The sequence below is a fragment of the Corallococcus sp. NCSPR001 genome, assembly GCF_017309135.1.
Lineage (GTDB): Bacteria > Myxococcota > Myxococcia > Myxococcales > Myxococcaceae > Corallococcus.
This window is the reverse complement of sequence record NZ_JAFIMS010000002.1, coordinates 9,288,619-9,304,159: the sequence shown is the minus strand read 5'-3', so window position 1 is coordinate 9,304,159 and position 15,541 is coordinate 9,288,619. Positions and strand designations below refer to the sequence as shown.

Here is a 15,541-nt window from a genome sequence, read left to right as displayed (position 1 = left end):
CGGGGTCCGGTGCTTGGCCCGGCCGGTGCCGCACCGTAGTGTGCCCGCCGTCATGGCCTTCCTCTCGCTCGATGCCCTCACCCTGAAGTTCCCCGGTGCCGCCGCCCCCGCGGTGCGGGACGTGTCGCTGGCGCTGGAGCCAGGGGACGCGGTGGCGCTGATGGGCACCTCCGGCTCCGGGAAGACGGCGCTGCTGCGGCTAGTGGCGGGCCTAGAGCAGCCGACCTCCGGCACCGTCACGCTCGATGGCCGCGTGGTCGCCGGGCCGGACGTGTTCGTGCCTCCGGAGCAGCGCCCCCTGCGCCGTGTCCTCCACGACGCGGAGCTCGAATCCGGCCTCACCGTGCGCGACGTGGTGATGGGCGTGCAGCCCAGGGGTGAAGGCCTGGCGCACGCGCGCGGGTTGCTGGCGATGTTCCAGTTGGAAGACCTGGAGGCGCGCGCCTGCGGAACGCTCTCCCGGGGACAGCGGCAGCGCGTGCTGCTGGCGCGCGCGCTGGCCTCCGGGACGAAGCTGCTGGTGCTGGATGAGCCCTTCGCCGGCATGGACGCCGGCCTGCGCGCCAACATCCTCGGAGAGTGGCGCCGCGTGCTCAAGGCGCGAGGCACCGCCGTGCTCTTCGCCACGCACGACGTGGGGGACGCGCTGGCCTTCGCGGACCGGCTGGTGCTGCTGCGCGCGGGCACGGTGGAGCAGCAGGGCGCGCCCGAGTCCGTCTACGAAGCGCCGCGCAGCGCGTTCGCCGCGTACTTCCTGGGCGGCACCAACCTGCTGCCCGGCTCCGCCTTCGGCCGCGTCGCGCGCACGGCGCTGGGCAACCTGCCGCTGAGCACCGACGCGCGCGGCGAGGTGATGCTCTCCCTGCGCCCGGAGGCGCTGCGGCTCGTGCCCGACACGGACGGCGTCGCGGTGGGCGGCGCCCTGCGCGCGGAAATCCTGGAGCGCGCCTTCCGGGGCGCGCACGTGGACTTCACCGTGTCCTGCGCGGGCACGGCGCTGGTGGTGCGCGCCTCCTCCTCGGCTCCGTTTCGCGAGGGCGGCCGTGCCCGCCTGGAGGTCTCAGGCCGCGCGGACGTGCTGGAGGAGACATCCGGGCTCGCCCGCTAGGGCACCCGGCGTGCAAGCTTCCGGCACGAATGGTGCAATCACCCGCGTCCCCCATGCGTAGGGAGAGGTATGAACATCGCAGGCCTTCGAGGAATGGGAACCCGCTTCTTCAGCTACGTGCGCGACCCCCAGGTGGCGACGTGGCGCAAGCTGGCCGGGCTGCTGGCCGTCCTGTACTTCGTGTCGCCCGTGGACGCGATTCCGGACTTCATCCCCGTGGTGGGCTGGCTGGACGACCTGGGTGTGCTGTCCGCCGCCGCGTTCTTCATGGTGCGCGAGGTCCAGCGTTGGCGCCCCGGCACGCCCGCCGGTGTGCCTTCGTTCGACGGACTCCCTCGCGACGAGGAGGGCCGCGCGCGCGAGCCCGCGCTGCGCCGGCACTCCTAGCCGTCAGTCGTTGCCGCCGCGGCGGTCCTCGAAGTGCACGAAGTCGATGAGGAACGTCGCGGCCACCACCAGCGTCCGCACGTGCGGGTCGTGCAGGCCGTTGAACCGGACGCCGAAGTTGTCGGCGTCCGTGAACATCTCCTTGCCGAACCCGCTCCACTTCTTCGCGATGGTCCCCACCTCGCGGCCCTGCTGCTCCACGTTGAACGTCCAGGGCCGGAAGAACGGCCCGCTCAGGTGGGCCAGCTCCTCGTCATGGGGCCCGAGCACGTCGTAGGCGCGGGTGAAGAAGCGGAAGCGCTGCTGGATGGCGCCCAGGTGCCGCCCCTCGCCGTCCTCCACCTCCAGTCGGGACAGCCAGAAGCGCCACGGGCGGCGCAGCCGCAGGAGCGTCTCCCCGCGCTCGGACTTGAGCTCCATCGTGAAGGGCCGCTTCGCCTTGAGGAAGCCGCGCAGCAGGAACAGGCCCAGCCCGCTGCCCACCTCGCCCGCGAAGAAGAGCGGGCGTCCGTCGTCGCCCACCACCTCGTAGCGGTTGCGGCCCTCGAAGCCGGTGAGGATTTCGCCCCACTCCTTCACCTGCCGCACGCGCAGCGTGTGCTCGTCACGCAAGAGGGTCAGTGCCTGGGACTCGACGGACATGGGCGGCTCCGGAAGCGGCGGGGCGAAGCGGGCAGCTTAGGGCTAGAACTGGCCCATCACCGCCAGCCCCAAGCCGCCGTGGCGTCCCATCGTCGCCGGGATGACGGACACGGCCGGGACGTCATCGGGTGCATCGAAGTCCCGCGTGAGGAACGTCGCGGTCCCCAGGCCGGCCAGCACGCCCACGGCGGTGCCCACCAGCAGGGCGTCCCCGTGGTCGCTGTCCAGCGCCAGGAACATCGCGCTCAAGCCCACCAGTCCGCCCAGGATGCCGCCCGCGTCGATGAGCAGCACCCGGCCCCGAGAGATGTCCAGGTGGCGCGACACCAGCGCGAAGGTGATGAGGCCCGCGCCCACCACGCCCTGCTCGATGCCGAAGAACGCGCGCGTGTCGCCGTTGCTCTGCGTGCCCAGCAGCAGCCCCGCCACCACGCCCGCCCACAGGCCGCCGGAGTTCGCCAGCGACACCTGCCCGGCGGTGGGCCGCGCGAACTCCGCCACCAGGATGCCCAGCCCCGTGAAGCCCAGCGCCCCCACCATCACCGCCCCGGTGGAGTTGTCCCCGTCCAGGTCGAACGAGCCGATGGACGCCAGGCCATACCCGAAGCCCCAGACCGTGCCGGAGTTGATGGCCGCCGCCTGGCCCTGCGTCAGCCCGCTCCGGGTGGCGAGCAGCGAAATCGCCGCCCCCGCGCCGCCGCCCAGCAGCGACACCGCCACGTACGCGCGCCCGTCCTGACAGTTGGAGATTTCGCACAGCAGGATGCCCTGGGTGATGCCGTGCAGCGTCTGCACGACGGTCAGCGACGCCCGGGCTCCCTTCGACGGTCCCTCCACGGACGTCTCGGTCTCCGCCACCACCGGCCGCGCCAACGTGTCCTGGGCCAGCCGCGCGCCCGGCTCCAGCCGCGTCCGCGCCAGCCGCGCCAGCTCCGGCGCGAACGGATGTCCGGGGCACACCTGCATCACGCGCTCCAGCTGCTCCAGCGCCTGGGCATCCTGTCCGCGCACCAGCGCGTCGAAGCCCGCCGCGTAGTCGGACTCGGCGGCGCAGGACTCCTCGCTCGCCACGAGCGGCGGCGCGGACACGGTGTCTGGAGACGTGACGGCGGGAGGTGCCGCGGCTTCCCGTGACGAAGGACCGGGCTGCGCTGCGACGAGGACGGCCAGGACGAAGGGCGCGAGGAGCATGCGGGCGCCCACCCTAGTCGACCCCCGCGAAAAGACGGGAGGCCCGGGACCCCGGTCCTCCCGGAAAGGAGGCACGGGGCCCGGGTGACGCCACGCGGCGGCCTACCGCGTCGCCAGCGTCTCCAGGTGCTGACGGAGCGCGGCCGTGTCCCCCAGCCGTCCGTCCAGGCCCGGAAGCGGCTTCGCGGCCTGCTCGATGCGGCCCCGCGTGCGCGGTCCCGCCGCCACCAGCCACGCCACGCCCAGCGCCAGCTCCGCCACGTCCGGCGCCTGGCCCAGCTGCGAGGCCAGCGCGAGCAGCGCGTCCACGGCCTTCTTCACCTGCGCGCCGTGCAGCGGGTGGCTGCTGGTGATGCCCTCGCGCAGGAGCACCATCAGCACCCGCGCGGTGGCGCGGGCCTGGCGCACCGGCTCCGGCCCTTCGCCCGTGCCGGCCCACAGCCCGTTCGCGAGCTGCTGGCCCAGGAGGCCGCCCACGTCCTCGGTGGCCATGGGCGCGTCCGCCACGGACAGCGGCAGGACCTCCTCCTGCTCGTAGAGCACCTCCGCCTTGCCCTGGACGACGCGCTCCAGCTCCGGGGCGGTCTCCAGGACGCGAGAGGCCTTGGACGGCATCGCCGCGGACATCAGCCGGTCGAAGAAGCCGCCCTTGTCCTTCTTCGCGGCCTCCTGCTCCCTGCGCTCCATGGGCGCGGCCCTGCCACCCATGGGCCCGGCGCCATCCGCGGACTCCGCCTGGAAGGAGGACCCGGTGGTGGGCTCCGGCCCCAGGTCGCGCGCGGGGGCGGGGGCGGGGGCGGCCATGCTCGGAGGCGGCGGGGGCACCGCGCCGCCCCGCGAGCGGCCGAGCCCTCCCGGCGCCGCCGCGGGCGCGGGCATCGACTTCGAGGCCTTGCGCTTCATCACGCGCGACTGCTCCGGCGCGAGCGCGCCCTCCGGCACGTCGTCATCCATGTCCCGCGCGGCCTGGTTGAACATGCTCCAGCCCGCGGGCGCGTTCACCGGCACCACGCGCGTCTCCGGCGTGCCGGACGCGCGGCGGTCGCCCTGGCGCTCCTCCACCACCACGAAGGACGTGTACTGCGTGGCCAGCTGGTGCTCGACGGCGAGCCGCACGATGCGCTCCTTCATTGCCTCCGCGCGCCGGCCCACCAGCCCCGCGTCCATCCAGCCCCGGATGCGCTCGGCGGCCCACAACTTCTCCACCACCGGCCGGTCCGACCGCGCGGGCAGGTCCAACCGCACCGTGAGGGAGAACGGCTCCCGGCCCGACCTGCCCTTCAGCGTCACGCTGCCCGTGCCCGCCTGCGCATAGCGCCCGAAGAGCGTCCACGGCGTGCCGTCCACCAGCGGCGGCAGCGTGGACGGGGCCAGTTCGCTGGCCTCCACGCCGTCGAAGCGCACCTCCAGGTCGGTGACGCGCGGCGCGAGCGCCCGCGAGAACTGCGCCACCACCTTCTCGTCGATGCGCTCTCCCGGGTGGATGAACTCCACCGCGCCATCCGTGCGCCGCGCCAGGTCGCGCAGGAGCGCGTCGCTCACGTTCGTCCCGATGCCGAACGAGAACACCCGCCCCGACCCGCGCGCCGCGAGCACCGCGTCGAGGATTTCGCTCTCGTTGCCCACCTGGCCGTCCGTCAGCAGCACCACCACGCCGTCCGGCGCCGCCTTCATCGCGGTGACCATGGGCTCCAGCAGCTCCGTGCCGCCGTAGGCCTTCAGCCCCGCGACCCACGCGTCCGCCTGCTCCAGCGTGCGCTGGGTGAACGGCACCGTCTGCGCGGAGAAGGAGCGGAAGGAGTTCTCGAACGCGATGACGTTGAAGCGGTCGCCTTCACGCAGGTGGCGCAGGCACAGCCGGAGCGCGGCCTGGGCCTGGGGCAGGCTGTCGCCGGCCATGGAGCCGGACGTGTCCACCACGAACACCACCTCCTGCCGGGGCGGCGTCGTCGCCAGGTTCAAGAGGTCCGGCACCACCGTGAGCGCGAACGTGCCCGGACCTTCCGCGTTGCGGTGCGTCACCACGGGCGTGAGCATCACGTCCGGGTTGGCGTTGCGCATGGTGAGCACCACGTCCCGGTCCAGCGCCACCTCGTTGCCCGCGAAGTTCTTGAGGTGTGAATCGCGCTGCAGGCCCACCCGCGTGCGCGTGCCGTCCTTCGCGACGGTGATGCGGTGGGACGGGCTCTCCACCACCACGTCACGGCCCACGTCGATGAGCAGGTCCATGCGCAGCCCGTAGTCCACGGAGCCCGTGGGCGGGGTGATGCGGTCCGCGTCCGGCACCCGCGTCGTGGGGGCCGCGCTGCCGTGGCCGGTGCGGTCGCCGTGCACCGCGCCGGGGATGTACCGGGGCGCCACCAGCGTGGGCAGCATCCAGCGCACGCTGCCCTCCTCCGCGGTGAGCGTCTGCAGGAACTCCACCTCCACCCGCGTCTCCTCGCCCGGCAGCAGGTTGCCCACCTGCGCGGTGAAGACGTTGGCGCGCTCCTGGTCCAGCAGCGCCGCGCCGTGGCCTTCGGTGATGGCGTCGTCGTAGGCGCGGAAGGCCGCCTCGCGCTCCTTCACCACGCCGGCCACGCGGCGGCCCGCGCACGTCATGGAGAAGGCGCTGAGCGTCGCGTCGGAGGGCAGGGGGAAGGTGTAGACGGCCTCCACCGGCTTCTTCTCGTCGTTGCGGTAGCGCTGCGTCACGCGCACCCGCGCGTGTCCCCCGAGCAGCTCACCGGAGACTTCCACTCCCTGCAGGGGCACCTGGGCCCCCTCACGCGTGAACAGCCCACACTTCGCCTGCTCGTTCATGACGGCGTTCCTTCCTGGGACTCCTCGATGAGGGCGCGCACCCGCTCCGCCAGCGCCCGGACCTTCGCTTCCGCCTGCTCCGACACGTGCAATTCCAACCCCGGCGCCAGGAGCCAGCGCTGGTAACGCGCCACCTCCACCGTCGGGTCTTTTCCCGGCCGCTTCGGCGGCATCCGGGGGACGTCCTCCGGCACTGGCGGCGTCCCCGGGCCCACCGGCGTCTCCGCCAGCCGGCGCAGCTCCTCCGGCGACAACCGCGAGAGCTCCGCCTGGATGGCGTCCAGCGGCAGGAACCGGGCCTGGAGCACCCGGATGGCCTTGAGCCGCGTCCGGTGCTCCTCTCCGTAGACCGTGTCCGGCCCCTTGAAGGGCGGCGCCGGCAACAGGCCCCGTTGGACGTAGTAGCGGACGGTGCGAGGCGAGACCCCCACCTCCTCCGCCAGCGCGGCCAGCTTCCACTCCGTCTGTGTCTTGGGCGTGCTCACGAACCTGACAGTAGGTTGTGACAGTTCGACTGTCAAGAAATTGGTGGCGATTCGTCAGCGATGGTGTCGGGATGCCAGGGGTGGCGGCCAGGCGGGCGGTGGGACAGAAGGGGGCATGAACGTCGGCGTGGACGGCCTGGACCACCAGATTTCGCGCATCACCGCGCGCATGCGGGACAGGGTCCGGGAGTGGCGCACGCTGCCGGAGGGCCACGCGCGCCGCTCACTCCTGCGCGAGGCGGTGGCCATCATGGACCGCCGCCACGCCATCCTCGCCCGGGCCATTGGCTTCACCTACGCGGCGCTCTTGTCCTTCGTGGTGACGTCGCTCCTGTACCTGCTGCGCGCGGAGCTGTTCCGCGACGGGCAACCGGGCGGCCCACCGGAGGCCTGAATTTGTTCCGCAGCGCACGCGAAGGTGCTAGCGGGTGCCTCCGAGACGCGCGGGTCTGGTACGTCCCGCCCAACCCTCACCGTGGAGCACGTGAACATGGCAAACGCCAAGGTCTTCTTCGACATGTCGATTGGTGGCCAGCCCGCCGGCCGCATCGTGATGGAGCTGTTCTCCGACGACGTTCCCAAGACCGCCGACAACTTCCGCGCCCTGTGCACGGGTGAGAAGGGCATGGGCAAGAGCGGCAAGCCGCTGCACTTCAAGGGCACGCCCTTCCACCGCGTCATCCCGAACTTCATGTGCCAGGGCGGCGACATCACGCTCGGCAATGGCTACGGCGGTGAGTCCATCTACGGTGAGAAGTTCGCGGACGAGAACTTCAAGCACCGGCACACGGGCCCGGGCGTCCTCTCCATGGCGAACGCCGGCCCCAACAGCAACGGCTCGCAGTTCTTCCTCACCACGGCCACCACCTCGTGGCTCGACGGCAAGCACGTCGTCTTCGGCAAGGTCGTCGAGGGCATGGACGTGGTGAAGAAGATTGAAAGCGTGGGCAGCCAGTCCGGCGCGACGAGCAAGCCCGTGAAGATCGAGGACAGCGGCCAGCTGTAATCCCGCCGCTGCGTCTCACCCGACAGGTCCATCCGTGCCTCGTGCGCGGGTGGACCTTCGTCGTTCCGGGGGACGTGTCTTCTGGGGAGGGCCGGGTGGCACGTTCAGCACGGGCGCGCCGCGGCAGGGGGGCTCCGAACTTCCGTTCGAACCCCTCACCGTGGAGCACGTGAACATGACAAACCCAAAGGTCTACTTCGACATGTCGATTGGGGGCCAGCCCGCTGGCCGTATCGTGATGGAGCTGTTCAGGGATATCGTCCCCAAGACCGCCGAGAACTTCCGGGCCCTGTGCACGGGTGAGAAGGGCACGGGCCGGAGTGGCAAGCCGCTGCACTACAAGGGATCGCTCTTCCACCGCGTCATCCCGGACTTCATGTGCCAGGGCGGCGACTTCACGCGGGGCAACGGCACCGGCGGCGAGTCCGTCTACGGTGAGAAGTTCGAGGACGAGAACTTCGAGCTCGGGCACACGGGCCCGGGCATCCTCTCCATGGCGAACGCCGGCCCCAACACCAACTGCTCGCAGTTCTTCATCACCACGGCTCGCGCCTCGTGGCTCGACGGCAAGCACGTCGTCTTCGGCCATGTCGTCGAGGGCATGGACGTGGTGAAGAAGATTGAAGGCGTGGGCAGCCAGTCCGGCGCGACGCGCGAGCCCGTGAAGATTGAAGCCTGCGGCGAGCTGTAATCCCGCCGCTGCGTCTCACCCGACAGGTCCATCCGTGCCTCGCGCGCGGGTGGACCTTCGTCGTTTCCGCCGCGGGCGTTTCAAGACAGGCCGTGGGACGCGTCCTCGTCCTCCTCCTCGCGGGCTTCTTCGGATGGACGGGACCGCGAGGGCATGGCGCCGAACGCGCGCAGTATCTCCAGGGGGATGGGCAGGATGGTGTGGTTGCCGCCGCCGGTGATCTCCACCAGCGTCTGCAGGTAGCGCAGCTGGAGCGTGGCGGGGTTGCGGCTGAGCACGTCCGCGGCCAGGGAGAGCTTCTCCGCGGCCTGGTGTTCGCCCTCCGCGGCGATGATCTTCGCGCGGCGCTCGCGCTCTGCTTCCGCCTGCCGGGCGATGGCCCGCTGCATCTCCAGCGGCAGGTCGATGTGCTTCACCTCCACGTTGGAGACCTTCACGCCCCACGGGTCGGTGCGCGCATCCAGCACCTGCTGCAATTCATGGTTGATGCGCTCGCGCTGGGACAACAGGTCGTCCAGCTCCACCTGGCCCAGGATGGCGCGCAGCGTGGTCTGCGCAATCTGGCTGGTGGCGTAGAGGTAGTCCTCCACCTGGAGCACGGCCTTGTCCGCCTGGATGACGCGGAAGTAGACGACGGCATTGACCTTCACGCTGACGTTGTCCTTGGTGATGACGTCCTGCGGGGGCACGTCGCGCGCCACGGTGCGCAGGTCGATGATGACCATCCGCTCGATGAAGGGGATGAGCCAGCGGAAGCCCGCGCGCTTGAGGCCCACGTAGCGGCCCAGCCGGAAGACGACACCGTTCTGGTACTCGGTGACGATGCGCACGCCGGAGACGAAGAGGAGAAACAACAGGGCCAGGGGGAGGATCCACCCCAGCGCTCCGACCAGCTCGTTCATGGCATCTGCTCCGCGACGGTGAGGGTGAGTCCCTCCACGGCACGCACCACGACCTGGGCGCCCTCGCGGATGGGAGTGAAGGAGACGGCGCGCCAGCGCTCGCCATGGACGAACACCTCGCCGCCCGAAGGCGTCACGGGGGCCAGCGCCGTGCCGGCCTCGCCCACGAGCCCCGCGTCGCCGCCCCGCTGCGGCAGCTTGCGCGTCTGGGCGCTGCGGTACGCGACGAAGGCCGCGCTCCCCGCGAACACGAGCGCCGTGGGCAACATCACGCCCCACGACATGCGGAAGGACGGCTCCACGAACCAGCCGGGTTCGAAGCGGTCCACCAGGAACACGCCGCCCAATATCAACAGCCCCGCGCCCGCCGCGCCCAAGAGGCCGCTGGTGACGAACAGCTCCGCGAGGATGAGCCCCACGCCCAGGAGCATCAGCACCAGCGCGCCCGAGCGCACCGGCAGCGTCGCCGAAGCCATCAACGCCAGCACCAGCGCCACGCCGCCAATGACCCCCGGCGCCACCGCGCCCGGATGGGACAGCTCCACCACCAGGCCCAGCGCCGCCACGAGCAACAGCAGATAGATCAGCGACGGCTGCGCGAGCGCATGCACCACCCGCTGTGACAGCCCCGGCTCCAGCGACTCCACGTGGGCGTCGCGGGTGGCGAGCGTCACGGTGTTCCCGCCCGCCACCTCCACGCGGCGGCCATCGACGGCGGACAGGAACGCGGCCTCGGTGGGAGCGACGAGCTCCACCACGCGGAGCTCCACGGCGCGGTCCGCGGGGACGCTGGCGCTGTCGCGCACGGCGGACGCGGCCCACTCCGGATTGCGGCCTCGCTGCCGGGCGAGGCCCTCCGCGAAGGCGACCGTGTCGTTCTCCACCTTGCGGGCGAGTTCCTCGCCCCCCGCCTGCTCCACGTCTTCACCGCCGAGCCCCACGGGGTGCGCCGCGCCGATGTTCGTCCCCGGGGCCATGGCGGTCACGTTCGACGCGAGCGAGATGAACACGCCCGCGCTGCCCGCGCGCGAACCGGAAGGCCCCACCCACACGAGCACGGGCACGCGCGAGCCCAGGAACGCGCGCACCACGGAGCGGGTGGCCTCCAACGAACCGCCCGGAGTGTCCAGCCGCACGAGCAGCGCCGAGGCTCCCGCGTCCTCCGCGCGCTTCACGCAGTCCGTGAGGTACTCGCCCGAGCCGGAGTCGACCACGCCCTCCAGCTCGCACCGCGCGACCAGGGAGGGTGCGTCAGGAGCCGCCGGAGCGGTGAAGCCCACGCAGAGGAGCGCCAGGAGCCAGCCCCAGAGGACGTGACGGCGCCAGCTCATCCTGTCGACGTGGTCCCGCATGTCCGCCCCCGGCTGCGCGCCCCTCGCGCACACGCACTCGGACAACGGTGTGCATCGGACGTTCGGATGACCGGATTTCGAAGCCGGGGGCCCGGAGGGCAGGCGGGCAGGAGGTGTCCGGCGCCTCGCTTGTGCATCCAGTCCTGGACGTTGCAGGGGATGCGCGTTGCTGGAGGAGGACGCACCTCCCTAGGGTCGGCCTCTCGATTTTCTCCCAGGAGGATTCATGCGCCGTGCCGTGCTGCTCATCGCTGCTCTGGGCCTGTCCGCTGTTGGAGCGGTGGCTTGCAAGACCACCCAGCCCCCGGGGACGGAGGACCAGCGGCCCATCCAGGGGCCGGACACGGCCCGCGAGCCCATCCAGAACGTCCCCAATGAACCGGCCGGCCCCGCGGGCCCCATCAACGCGCCGGACGTGGACGGTGGCTTCCCCGAGGGCGGCGGGTAGTCTTCCGCGCCATGACGGCGGAGACGACGGTCTACAGGGCGGAGCGCGTGTGGACGCTCGATGCGGAGCGTCCGCGCGCGGAAGCATTGGCGGTGCGCGATGGAAGGGTCCTCGCGGTGGGGACGCTCGCGGAAGCGCGCGCCGCCGCGGGTCCTGAAGCGCGTGAGGTGGACCTGGGCCGCGCCACGGTGGTGCCCGGCCTGGTGGACGCGCACGCGCACCTCCATGGCCTGGGCAAGAGCCTGACCACGGTGCGCCTGGAGAAGGCGCCCTCGGTGGAGGACGTCGTCCAGCGTCTGGCGAAGGCGCCCGCGTCGAGCTTCCAGGGGGACTGGTTGCTCGGCAAGGGGTGGGACCAGAACGAGTGGCCCGGCGCCGCGTTCCCTGGCCGCGAGGACCTGGATGCGCGCTTCCTGACGACGCCGGTGTTCCTCATGCGCGTGGATCATCACGCGGCCTGGGTGAACGGCGAGGCGCTGCGCCGCGCGGGCATCACGCGGGACACGCCGGATCCGCCAGGAGGCCGCATCCTCAAGGACGCGAACGGCGAGCCCACCGGCGTCCTCGTGGACAACGCGATGGACGTGGTGGAGGCCGCCATCCCCGCGCCCACGCGCGAGCAGCTGGAGACCCGGCTGCGAGCCGCCCTGGAGCGGTGCGCGCAAGTCGGGCTCACGGGCGTGCACGACGCGGGCATGGACCTGCAGGCCTTCCGCATGTTGCAGGCGTGGGACGCCGCGGGGACCTTGCCCCTGCGCGTGTACTCGATGGCGGCGGGGCAGGGCGAACAGCGGCACGCCTATCTGGAGCAGGGCCCGTGGCAGGGGCGTCACCTGTCCATGCGCTCGGTGAAGTTCCTGGCGGATGGAGCGCTGGGGAGCCGGGGCGCGGCGCTGCACGAGGACTACAGCGACGAGCCTGGCCAGCGCGGCCTGCTGCTCCTCTCCCCCGAGGAGCTCGAAGCGCGCGCACAGGCCTTCATGGCCCGGGGCTTCCAGGTGTGCATCCACGCCATTGGAGACCGTGCTAATACGTTGGTCGTGGACGTCCTCCTGCGAGGCGCGGAGCGGACGGGCACGCAGGCCCTGCGTCACCGGGTGGAGCACGCACAGATTCTGCGGCTGGAGGACATCCGGAGGTTGGGCGCGGCGGGCCTGGTGGCCAGCGTGCAGCCCACGCACGCCACCAGCGACATGCCCTGGGCCCAGACGCGGCTGGGGCCTGAGCGGCTCAAGGGCGCCTACGCCTGGCGCACGTTGAAGGACGCGGGCGCGCACCTGGCGCTGGGCAGCGACTTCCCCATCGAGAACCCGGACGTGCTCGCGGGGCTCTACGCGGCGCGCACGCGGCAGGACGCGAAGGGCTGGCCGGAGGGCGGCTGGTATCCGGAGGAGCGCCTGAGCGCGGCGGAGGCGCTGGAGGGCTTCACGGTGGGGCCAGCGTGGGCGTCCTTCGAGGAGGCGCGGCGCGGGAGGCTTAAGCCCGGCCTGGACGCGGACTTCGTCGCGCTGTCGGAGGACCCGCTGGAGGGGCCCGCGTTCGCGCTGGTGGATGCGCGCGTGCTGGCCACGGTGGTGGCGGGCGCGGAGGTGTTCCGCGCGGATGGGTGAGACGCGGCTTCAGCCGCCGAAGATGTGCGAGCGCGCGGCTTCGGCGATGGCGACGACGGCGGGGTGGCGCAGGCGGCGCTCCACGGTGATGGCGTAGAAGCACTGCTCGATTTCGTCGGTGTGCCCGATGGCGGTGACGTTGAACTGCCGCTGCACCTCCGCGTCGATGATGGAGGGCATGGCGAAGATGCCGTGCCCCTTCTGCCCGAAGGCCTGGAGCAGCGCGCTGTCGTCGAAGTCACCGGCGATGAGCGGTCGGATGCCGAGCCGCTCGAACCACAGGTCCAGCGAGCGGCGCACCGACGACTCCTCCGACGGCAGCAGCATGGGAGCGCCGTCGAGCGAGCGCGGGAAGTCCTTGCGCAGGTGCGCGAGCGGCTGGGCGGCGAAGAACGTCACGCCGCACTTGCCCAGCAGGTGGTTGAAGGACCGGACGCTGACGGGCTCGGAGCCGGGCGCATCCGCGAGCACCACATCCAGCTCATGCAGCGCCAGCTGTGCAAGCAATTGGGGCAGGGGGCTCTCACGGCAGATGATGCGCAGCGAGGGCCCGGCCTCCAGCGCGGGCTTGAGCAGCTGCTCGGCCACGAGCTTGGGGATGACGTCCAGCACGCCCACGTTGAGGCGCAGCTGCTGGCCGGTGGGCAGGCCGGAGACGACGTTCTTCAGTTCGTTGCCCAGGCGGAAGATCTCGTCCGCGTAGCGCATGACGGTGCGGCCCACGTCGGAGAGGACGAGCTTGCGGCCCTTGCGCTCGAAGAGCTGGTGGCCCAGCGACTCCTCCAGCAGCTTGATTTGAGCGCTGATGGTGGGCTGGGCGAGGTGCAGCTCTTCACTCGCCTTGGCGATGCTGCCCGCCCGCGCAACCGTCCAGAAATACAGGAGATGGTGGTAGTTGAGCCACGCCATGACTTAGGAATAACCGAAGGTTTTCATCCAAACTAGCTCATTTTTTTAAGTGTCGCCGCCGCTTATCTCTATGTCCGTCACCGCGCGATGGGTGCGCGGGGGACTGATTGGGGAGGTACGCGTCATGGATGCCATCTACGAGGAGCTCGAGTCCACGGCGGAGGGTGTGGAGACGACCGAGGTGGACTCGGCGGAAGTGGAGATGCGGGTGCGGGGGCACCTGGAGCTGGTCCGCCGGCTGGCCTGGAAGTACCGCTGGACGGGCTTGTCGTTGGAGGAGCTGATGGCGGAGGGCAACGTCGGCCTGGTGGAGGCGGCGCGCCGGTTCGAGGAGCGGGGTGTGCCGTTCGGCGCCTACGCGCAGCAGTGGATCCGCGCGCGCATCCGGGCCTACGTGTCCCGCACCTGGAGTGTGGCGGGGGGCCGCGCGCCGTGGATCGTCTTCCAGCTCCGGCGCGAGCGGGCGCGGCTGGAGGCCCGCTGGGGCGAGGGCCACCCGGAGGTGACGAAGCGGCTGGCCGAGGCGCTGGGCAAGAAGGAGGAGGACGTGGTGCGGGGCACGGACGCGCTGGCGAAGGACGTGTCCCTGAACGCGCCCCTGGGCCTGGAGGGGGACGTGACGCGGCTGGACATGCTGGAGTCGGACGAGGACTCGGCGGAGGAGCAGGCGGACCGGGGGGCCTGGGCGGAGAAGCTGCGCCAGAGCGTGGCGGCGGCCTGGCCGGAGCTGGACGCGAGGGAGCGGGCGCTGGTGAAGGAGCGGATGCTGGTGGAGGACGGGGTGAGCGCGGAGTTCCTGGCGAAGCGCTTCGGGGTGACGGCGGTGCGCATCCGGCAGATCGAGCAGGGGCTGCGCCAGAAGCTGCGCCAGCGGCTGACGGCGGGGTGCACGTCCTGGGATGGCGAAGCGCCCCGGCTGGCGGCCTGAGTGTCGGGCGAGGAGGAGGCCTGGCGGAAAGAGGTTGACGTCGCGAGCCAGGAACCGTAAATCGGCGCTGCCGCTCGCGGTCCGCGGTACGCCCAAGTAGCTCAGTCGGTAGAGCAGGGGACTGAAAATCCCCGTGTCGGTGGTTCGATTCCGCCCTTGGGCACACCAGTACGAAGAATCTGAAGGGCGTCGGACTCCGGTCCGGCGCCCTTTGTTTTTGCGCTTACTTCGCGGCGCCAATGCGTGACGCGAACAGGCCGAACTTCTGGCTGTGACGCTCGCGCCGGCACCAGTCCTCGATGACGTTCAGGTCCACTTCCTTGCTCCGGGCATGGAAGACAGCAAGGGCCTGCTCCAGGCCGCTGAAGTCGTTCCAGAAGAGAAAGGACGCGAGTCGGTCACGGCAGGAGTCGGTCGGCGACAGGACGTGCAGCACCTCGTCGTCACGACGCGCCGTGCTCCAGCTCCTAATCAGGTCGTCACCCACTGCCAGGGGGCCGCTCGGAAACTCCAAAAGGAAGTGTGAGCGTGGGTGACGGTAGAAGTCGCCTTTTCGGATGAAGCCAAGCGCAGCCAACGCCGCTTCGCCTCCTGTTCCCTTGACTGTAATGACGAAGTCGAGGTCTCCAGATTGATATGCGTCTGGCGCGTAGTAGGTCGCCGCGCTTCCACCCGTGAGCACTGCCTGGAATCCGTTGCGCTCCAGCGCCGTGCACACGGCGAAGGCGATATCGGTGAGCGACGAAGTGGGGCTGATCACAAGAGCCCCGGTTTGCCAGCGCGGCGGGGACGGCGCCGTCGCGCGGCGAGCTTGCTCTGGAGAGCTGTGTCGTTCTCGCCAAGTTTCCAAAGCAGCGCGCTGAGTTCCGCGTGCGCGAAATAGCGGGGGTTCAGGGAAACCGTACGCGTGCGCCCCATTAGCCGACTGACAATGATCGCTTCGCTTTCGAGCGATGTCAGAATGGACTGGATGGTGAACGGACGGACGCCGAGCAGCGCTGCCAGCTCACTGGGATAGGTCCCTTCGAGCAGACGGATGGCCACGAGTACCGCCGTCCGGGTCGGAGTACCAAAGAGCCG

17 protein-coding genes and 1 tRNA gene are annotated in these 15,541 nt (G+C 71.0%); 9 read left to right on the top strand and 9 right to left on the bottom strand.

The window, feature by feature from the left end; translation table 11 throughout:
- Positions 1–52: 52 nt before the first annotated feature.
- Together JYJ93_RS39490 and JYJ93_RS39485 are read left to right on the top strand one after the other, a co-directional pair.
- Positions 53–1,108 carry an ABC transporter ATP-binding protein gene (locus JYJ93_RS39490; RefSeq protein WP_206799993.1) on the top strand — a complete coding sequence of 352 codons (1,056 nt, stop codon included), beginning with the start codon at positions 53–55 and terminating at the stop codon, positions 1,106–1,108.
- Between the two features lie 93 nt (positions 1,109–1,201).
- Positions 1,202–1,495 (top strand): YkvA family protein, encoded by a 294-nt coding sequence (locus tag JYJ93_RS39485; protein ID WP_242544110.1) that lies wholly within the window; start codon positions 1,202–1,204, stop codon positions 1,493–1,495.
- A 3-nt stretch (positions 1,496–1,498) separates the two neighbouring features.
- Here the strand turns inward: JYJ93_RS39485 and JYJ93_RS39480 are convergent, their stop codons facing one another.
- From JYJ93_RS39480 to JYJ93_RS39465, 4 genes are all read right to left on the bottom strand, one after another.
- Positions 1,499–2,137, bottom strand: coding sequence for a phospholipid scramblase-related protein (locus JYJ93_RS39480; protein WP_206799988.1), 639 nt, complete (start codon positions 2,135–2,137; stop codon positions 1,499–1,501).
- A gap of 42 nt (positions 2,138–2,179) precedes the next feature.
- A complete protein-coding gene (locus tag JYJ93_RS39475) occupies positions 2,180–3,328 on the bottom strand; it encodes a hypothetical protein (protein WP_206799987.1) in 1,149 nt (382 codons plus the stop codon).
- A gap of 102 nt (positions 3,329–3,430) precedes the next feature.
- Entirely contained in the window at positions 3,431–6,130 is a 2,700-nt protein-coding gene (locus tag JYJ93_RS39470; protein WP_206799986.1) for a VIT domain-containing protein, read from the bottom strand.
- Positions 6,127–6,615 (bottom strand): helix-turn-helix domain-containing protein, encoded by a 489-nt coding sequence (locus JYJ93_RS39465; RefSeq protein ID WP_206799985.1) that lies wholly within the window; start codon positions 6,613–6,615, stop codon positions 6,127–6,129. The genes JYJ93_RS39470 and JYJ93_RS39465 overlap by 4 nt, the downstream gene beginning before the upstream one ends.
- Before the next feature lie 115 nt (positions 6,616–6,730).
- Here JYJ93_RS39465 and JYJ93_RS39460 point away from each other — a divergent pair, with 115 nt between their 5' ends.
- The 3 genes from JYJ93_RS39460 to JYJ93_RS39450 all read left to right on the top strand — a co-directional run bounded on the left by JYJ93_RS39460 (position 6,731) and on the right by JYJ93_RS39450 (position 8,312).
- Complete coding sequence (locus JYJ93_RS39460; protein ID WP_242544108.1) at positions 6,731–7,009, top strand: DUF2721 domain-containing protein; 279 nt, start codon at positions 6,731–6,733, stop codon at positions 7,007–7,009.
- A 96-nt stretch (positions 7,010–7,105) separates the two neighbouring features.
- Positions 7,106–7,621, top strand: a complete 516-nt coding sequence (locus JYJ93_RS39455) for a peptidylprolyl isomerase (RefSeq protein ID WP_206799984.1) — start codon at positions 7,106–7,108, stop codon at positions 7,619–7,621.
- A gap of 175 nt (positions 7,622–7,796) precedes the next feature.
- Positions 7,797–8,312, top strand: coding sequence for a peptidylprolyl isomerase (locus tag JYJ93_RS39450; RefSeq protein WP_206799983.1), 516 nt, complete (start codon positions 7,797–7,799; stop codon positions 8,310–8,312).
- Positions 8,313–8,392: 80 nt separating this feature from the next.
- On the opposite strand, the gene JYJ93_RS39445 is transcribed toward JYJ93_RS39450, so the two are convergent.
- Positions 8,393–9,214 (bottom strand): slipin family protein, encoded by an 822-nt coding sequence (locus tag JYJ93_RS39445; RefSeq protein ID WP_206799982.1) that lies wholly within the window; start codon positions 9,212–9,214, stop codon positions 8,393–8,395.
- Positions 9,211–10,545: a nodulation protein NfeD gene (locus tag JYJ93_RS39440; RefSeq protein ID WP_242544107.1), complete on the bottom strand. Its 1,335-nt coding sequence runs from the start codon at positions 10,543–10,545 to the stop codon at positions 9,211–9,213. The genes JYJ93_RS39445 and JYJ93_RS39440 overlap by 4 nt, the downstream gene beginning before the upstream one ends.
- A gap of 247 nt (positions 10,546–10,792) precedes the next feature.
- Between JYJ93_RS39440 and JYJ93_RS39435 the strand changes: the two genes are divergently transcribed.
- The gene (locus JYJ93_RS39435; protein ID WP_206799980.1) at positions 10,793–11,014 is read left to right on the top strand and encodes a hypothetical protein; all 222 of its coding nucleotides are present in this window, start codon (positions 10,793–10,795) and stop codon (positions 11,012–11,014) included.
- Positions 11,015–11,025: 11 nt separating this feature from the next.
- Positions 11,026–12,624: an amidohydrolase gene (locus JYJ93_RS39430; RefSeq protein ID WP_206799978.1), complete on the top strand. Its 1,599-nt coding sequence runs from the start codon at positions 11,026–11,028 to the stop codon at positions 12,622–12,624.
- A gap of 9 nt (positions 12,625–12,633) precedes the next feature.
- On the opposite strand, the gene nhaR is transcribed toward JYJ93_RS39430, so the two are convergent.
- Positions 12,634–13,533: a transcriptional activator NhaR gene (gene nhaR / locus JYJ93_RS39425; protein WP_120551277.1), complete on the bottom strand. Its 900-nt coding sequence runs from the start codon at positions 13,531–13,533 to the stop codon at positions 12,634–12,636.
- Positions 13,534–13,657: 124 nt separating this feature from the next.
- Here nhaR and JYJ93_RS39420 point away from each other — a divergent pair, with 124 nt between their 5' ends.
- Both JYJ93_RS39420 and JYJ93_RS39415 read left to right on the top strand, forming a co-directional pair.
- Positions 13,658–14,461 carry a sigma-70 family RNA polymerase sigma factor gene (locus JYJ93_RS39420; protein WP_206799976.1) on the top strand — a complete coding sequence of 268 codons (804 nt, stop codon included), beginning with the start codon at positions 13,658–13,660 and terminating at the stop codon, positions 14,459–14,461.
- 90 nt (positions 14,462–14,551) lie between these two features.
- Positions 14,552–14,624: transfer RNA gene (locus tag JYJ93_RS39415), tRNA-Phe, on the top strand.
- Positions 14,625–14,684: 60 nt separating this feature from the next.
- On the opposite strand, the gene JYJ93_RS39410 is transcribed toward JYJ93_RS39415, so the two are convergent.
- Positions 14,685–15,221: a hypothetical protein gene (locus JYJ93_RS39410; protein WP_206799975.1), complete on the bottom strand. Its 537-nt coding sequence runs from the start codon at positions 15,219–15,221 to the stop codon at positions 14,685–14,687.
- Positions 15,218–15,505, bottom strand: a complete 288-nt coding sequence (locus tag JYJ93_RS39405; protein WP_206799972.1) for a hypothetical protein — start codon at positions 15,503–15,505, stop codon at positions 15,218–15,220. The genes JYJ93_RS39410 and JYJ93_RS39405 overlap by 4 nt, the downstream gene beginning before the upstream one ends.
- Positions 15,506–15,541: the final 36 nt, after the last annotated feature.

Excerpts from the sequence above, each read along its gene's own strand:
- JYJ93_RS39490 (WP_206799993.1), top strand. The coding sequence starts at position 53 with ATGGCCTTCCTCTCGCTCGATGCCCTCACCCTGAAGTTCCCCGGTGCC.
- JYJ93_RS39485 (WP_242544110.1), top strand. The coding sequence starts at position 1,202 with ATGGGAACCCGCTTCTTCAGCTACGTGCGCGACCCCCAGGTGGCGACG.
- JYJ93_RS39480 (WP_206799988.1), bottom strand. The coding sequence starts at position 2,137 with ATGTCCGTCGAGTCCCAGGCACTGACCCTCTTGCGTGACGAGCACACG.
- JYJ93_RS39475 (WP_206799987.1), bottom strand. The coding sequence starts at position 3,328 with ATGCTCCTCGCGCCCTTCGTCCTGGCCGTCCTCGTCGCAGCGCAGCCC.
- JYJ93_RS39470 (WP_206799986.1), bottom strand. The coding sequence starts at position 6,130 with ATGAACGAGCAGGCGAAGTGTGGGCTGTTCACGCGTGAGGGGGCCCAG.
- JYJ93_RS39460 (WP_242544108.1), top strand. The coding sequence starts at position 6,731 with ATGAACGTCGGCGTGGACGGCCTGGACCACCAGATTTCGCGCATCACC.
- JYJ93_RS39455 (WP_206799984.1), top strand. The coding sequence starts at position 7,106 with ATGGCAAACGCCAAGGTCTTCTTCGACATGTCGATTGGTGGCCAGCCC.
- JYJ93_RS39450 (WP_206799983.1), top strand. The coding sequence starts at position 7,797 with ATGACAAACCCAAAGGTCTACTTCGACATGTCGATTGGGGGCCAGCCC.
- JYJ93_RS39445 (WP_206799982.1), bottom strand. The coding sequence starts at position 9,214 with ATGAACGAGCTGGTCGGAGCGCTGGGGTGGATCCTCCCCCTGGCCCTG.
- JYJ93_RS39440 (WP_242544107.1), bottom strand. The coding sequence starts at position 10,545 with ATGAGCTGGCGCCGTCACGTCCTCTGGGGCTGGCTCCTGGCGCTCCTC.
- JYJ93_RS39435 (WP_206799980.1), top strand. The coding sequence starts at position 10,793 with ATGCGCCGTGCCGTGCTGCTCATCGCTGCTCTGGGCCTGTCCGCTGTT.
- JYJ93_RS39430 (WP_206799978.1), top strand. The coding sequence starts at position 11,026 with ATGACGGCGGAGACGACGGTCTACAGGGCGGAGCGCGTGTGGACGCTC.
- nhaR (WP_120551277.1), bottom strand. The coding sequence starts at position 13,533 with ATGGCGTGGCTCAACTACCACCATCTCCTGTATTTCTGGACGGTTGCG.
- JYJ93_RS39420 (WP_206799976.1), top strand. The coding sequence starts at position 13,658 with ATGGATGCCATCTACGAGGAGCTCGAGTCCACGGCGGAGGGTGTGGAG.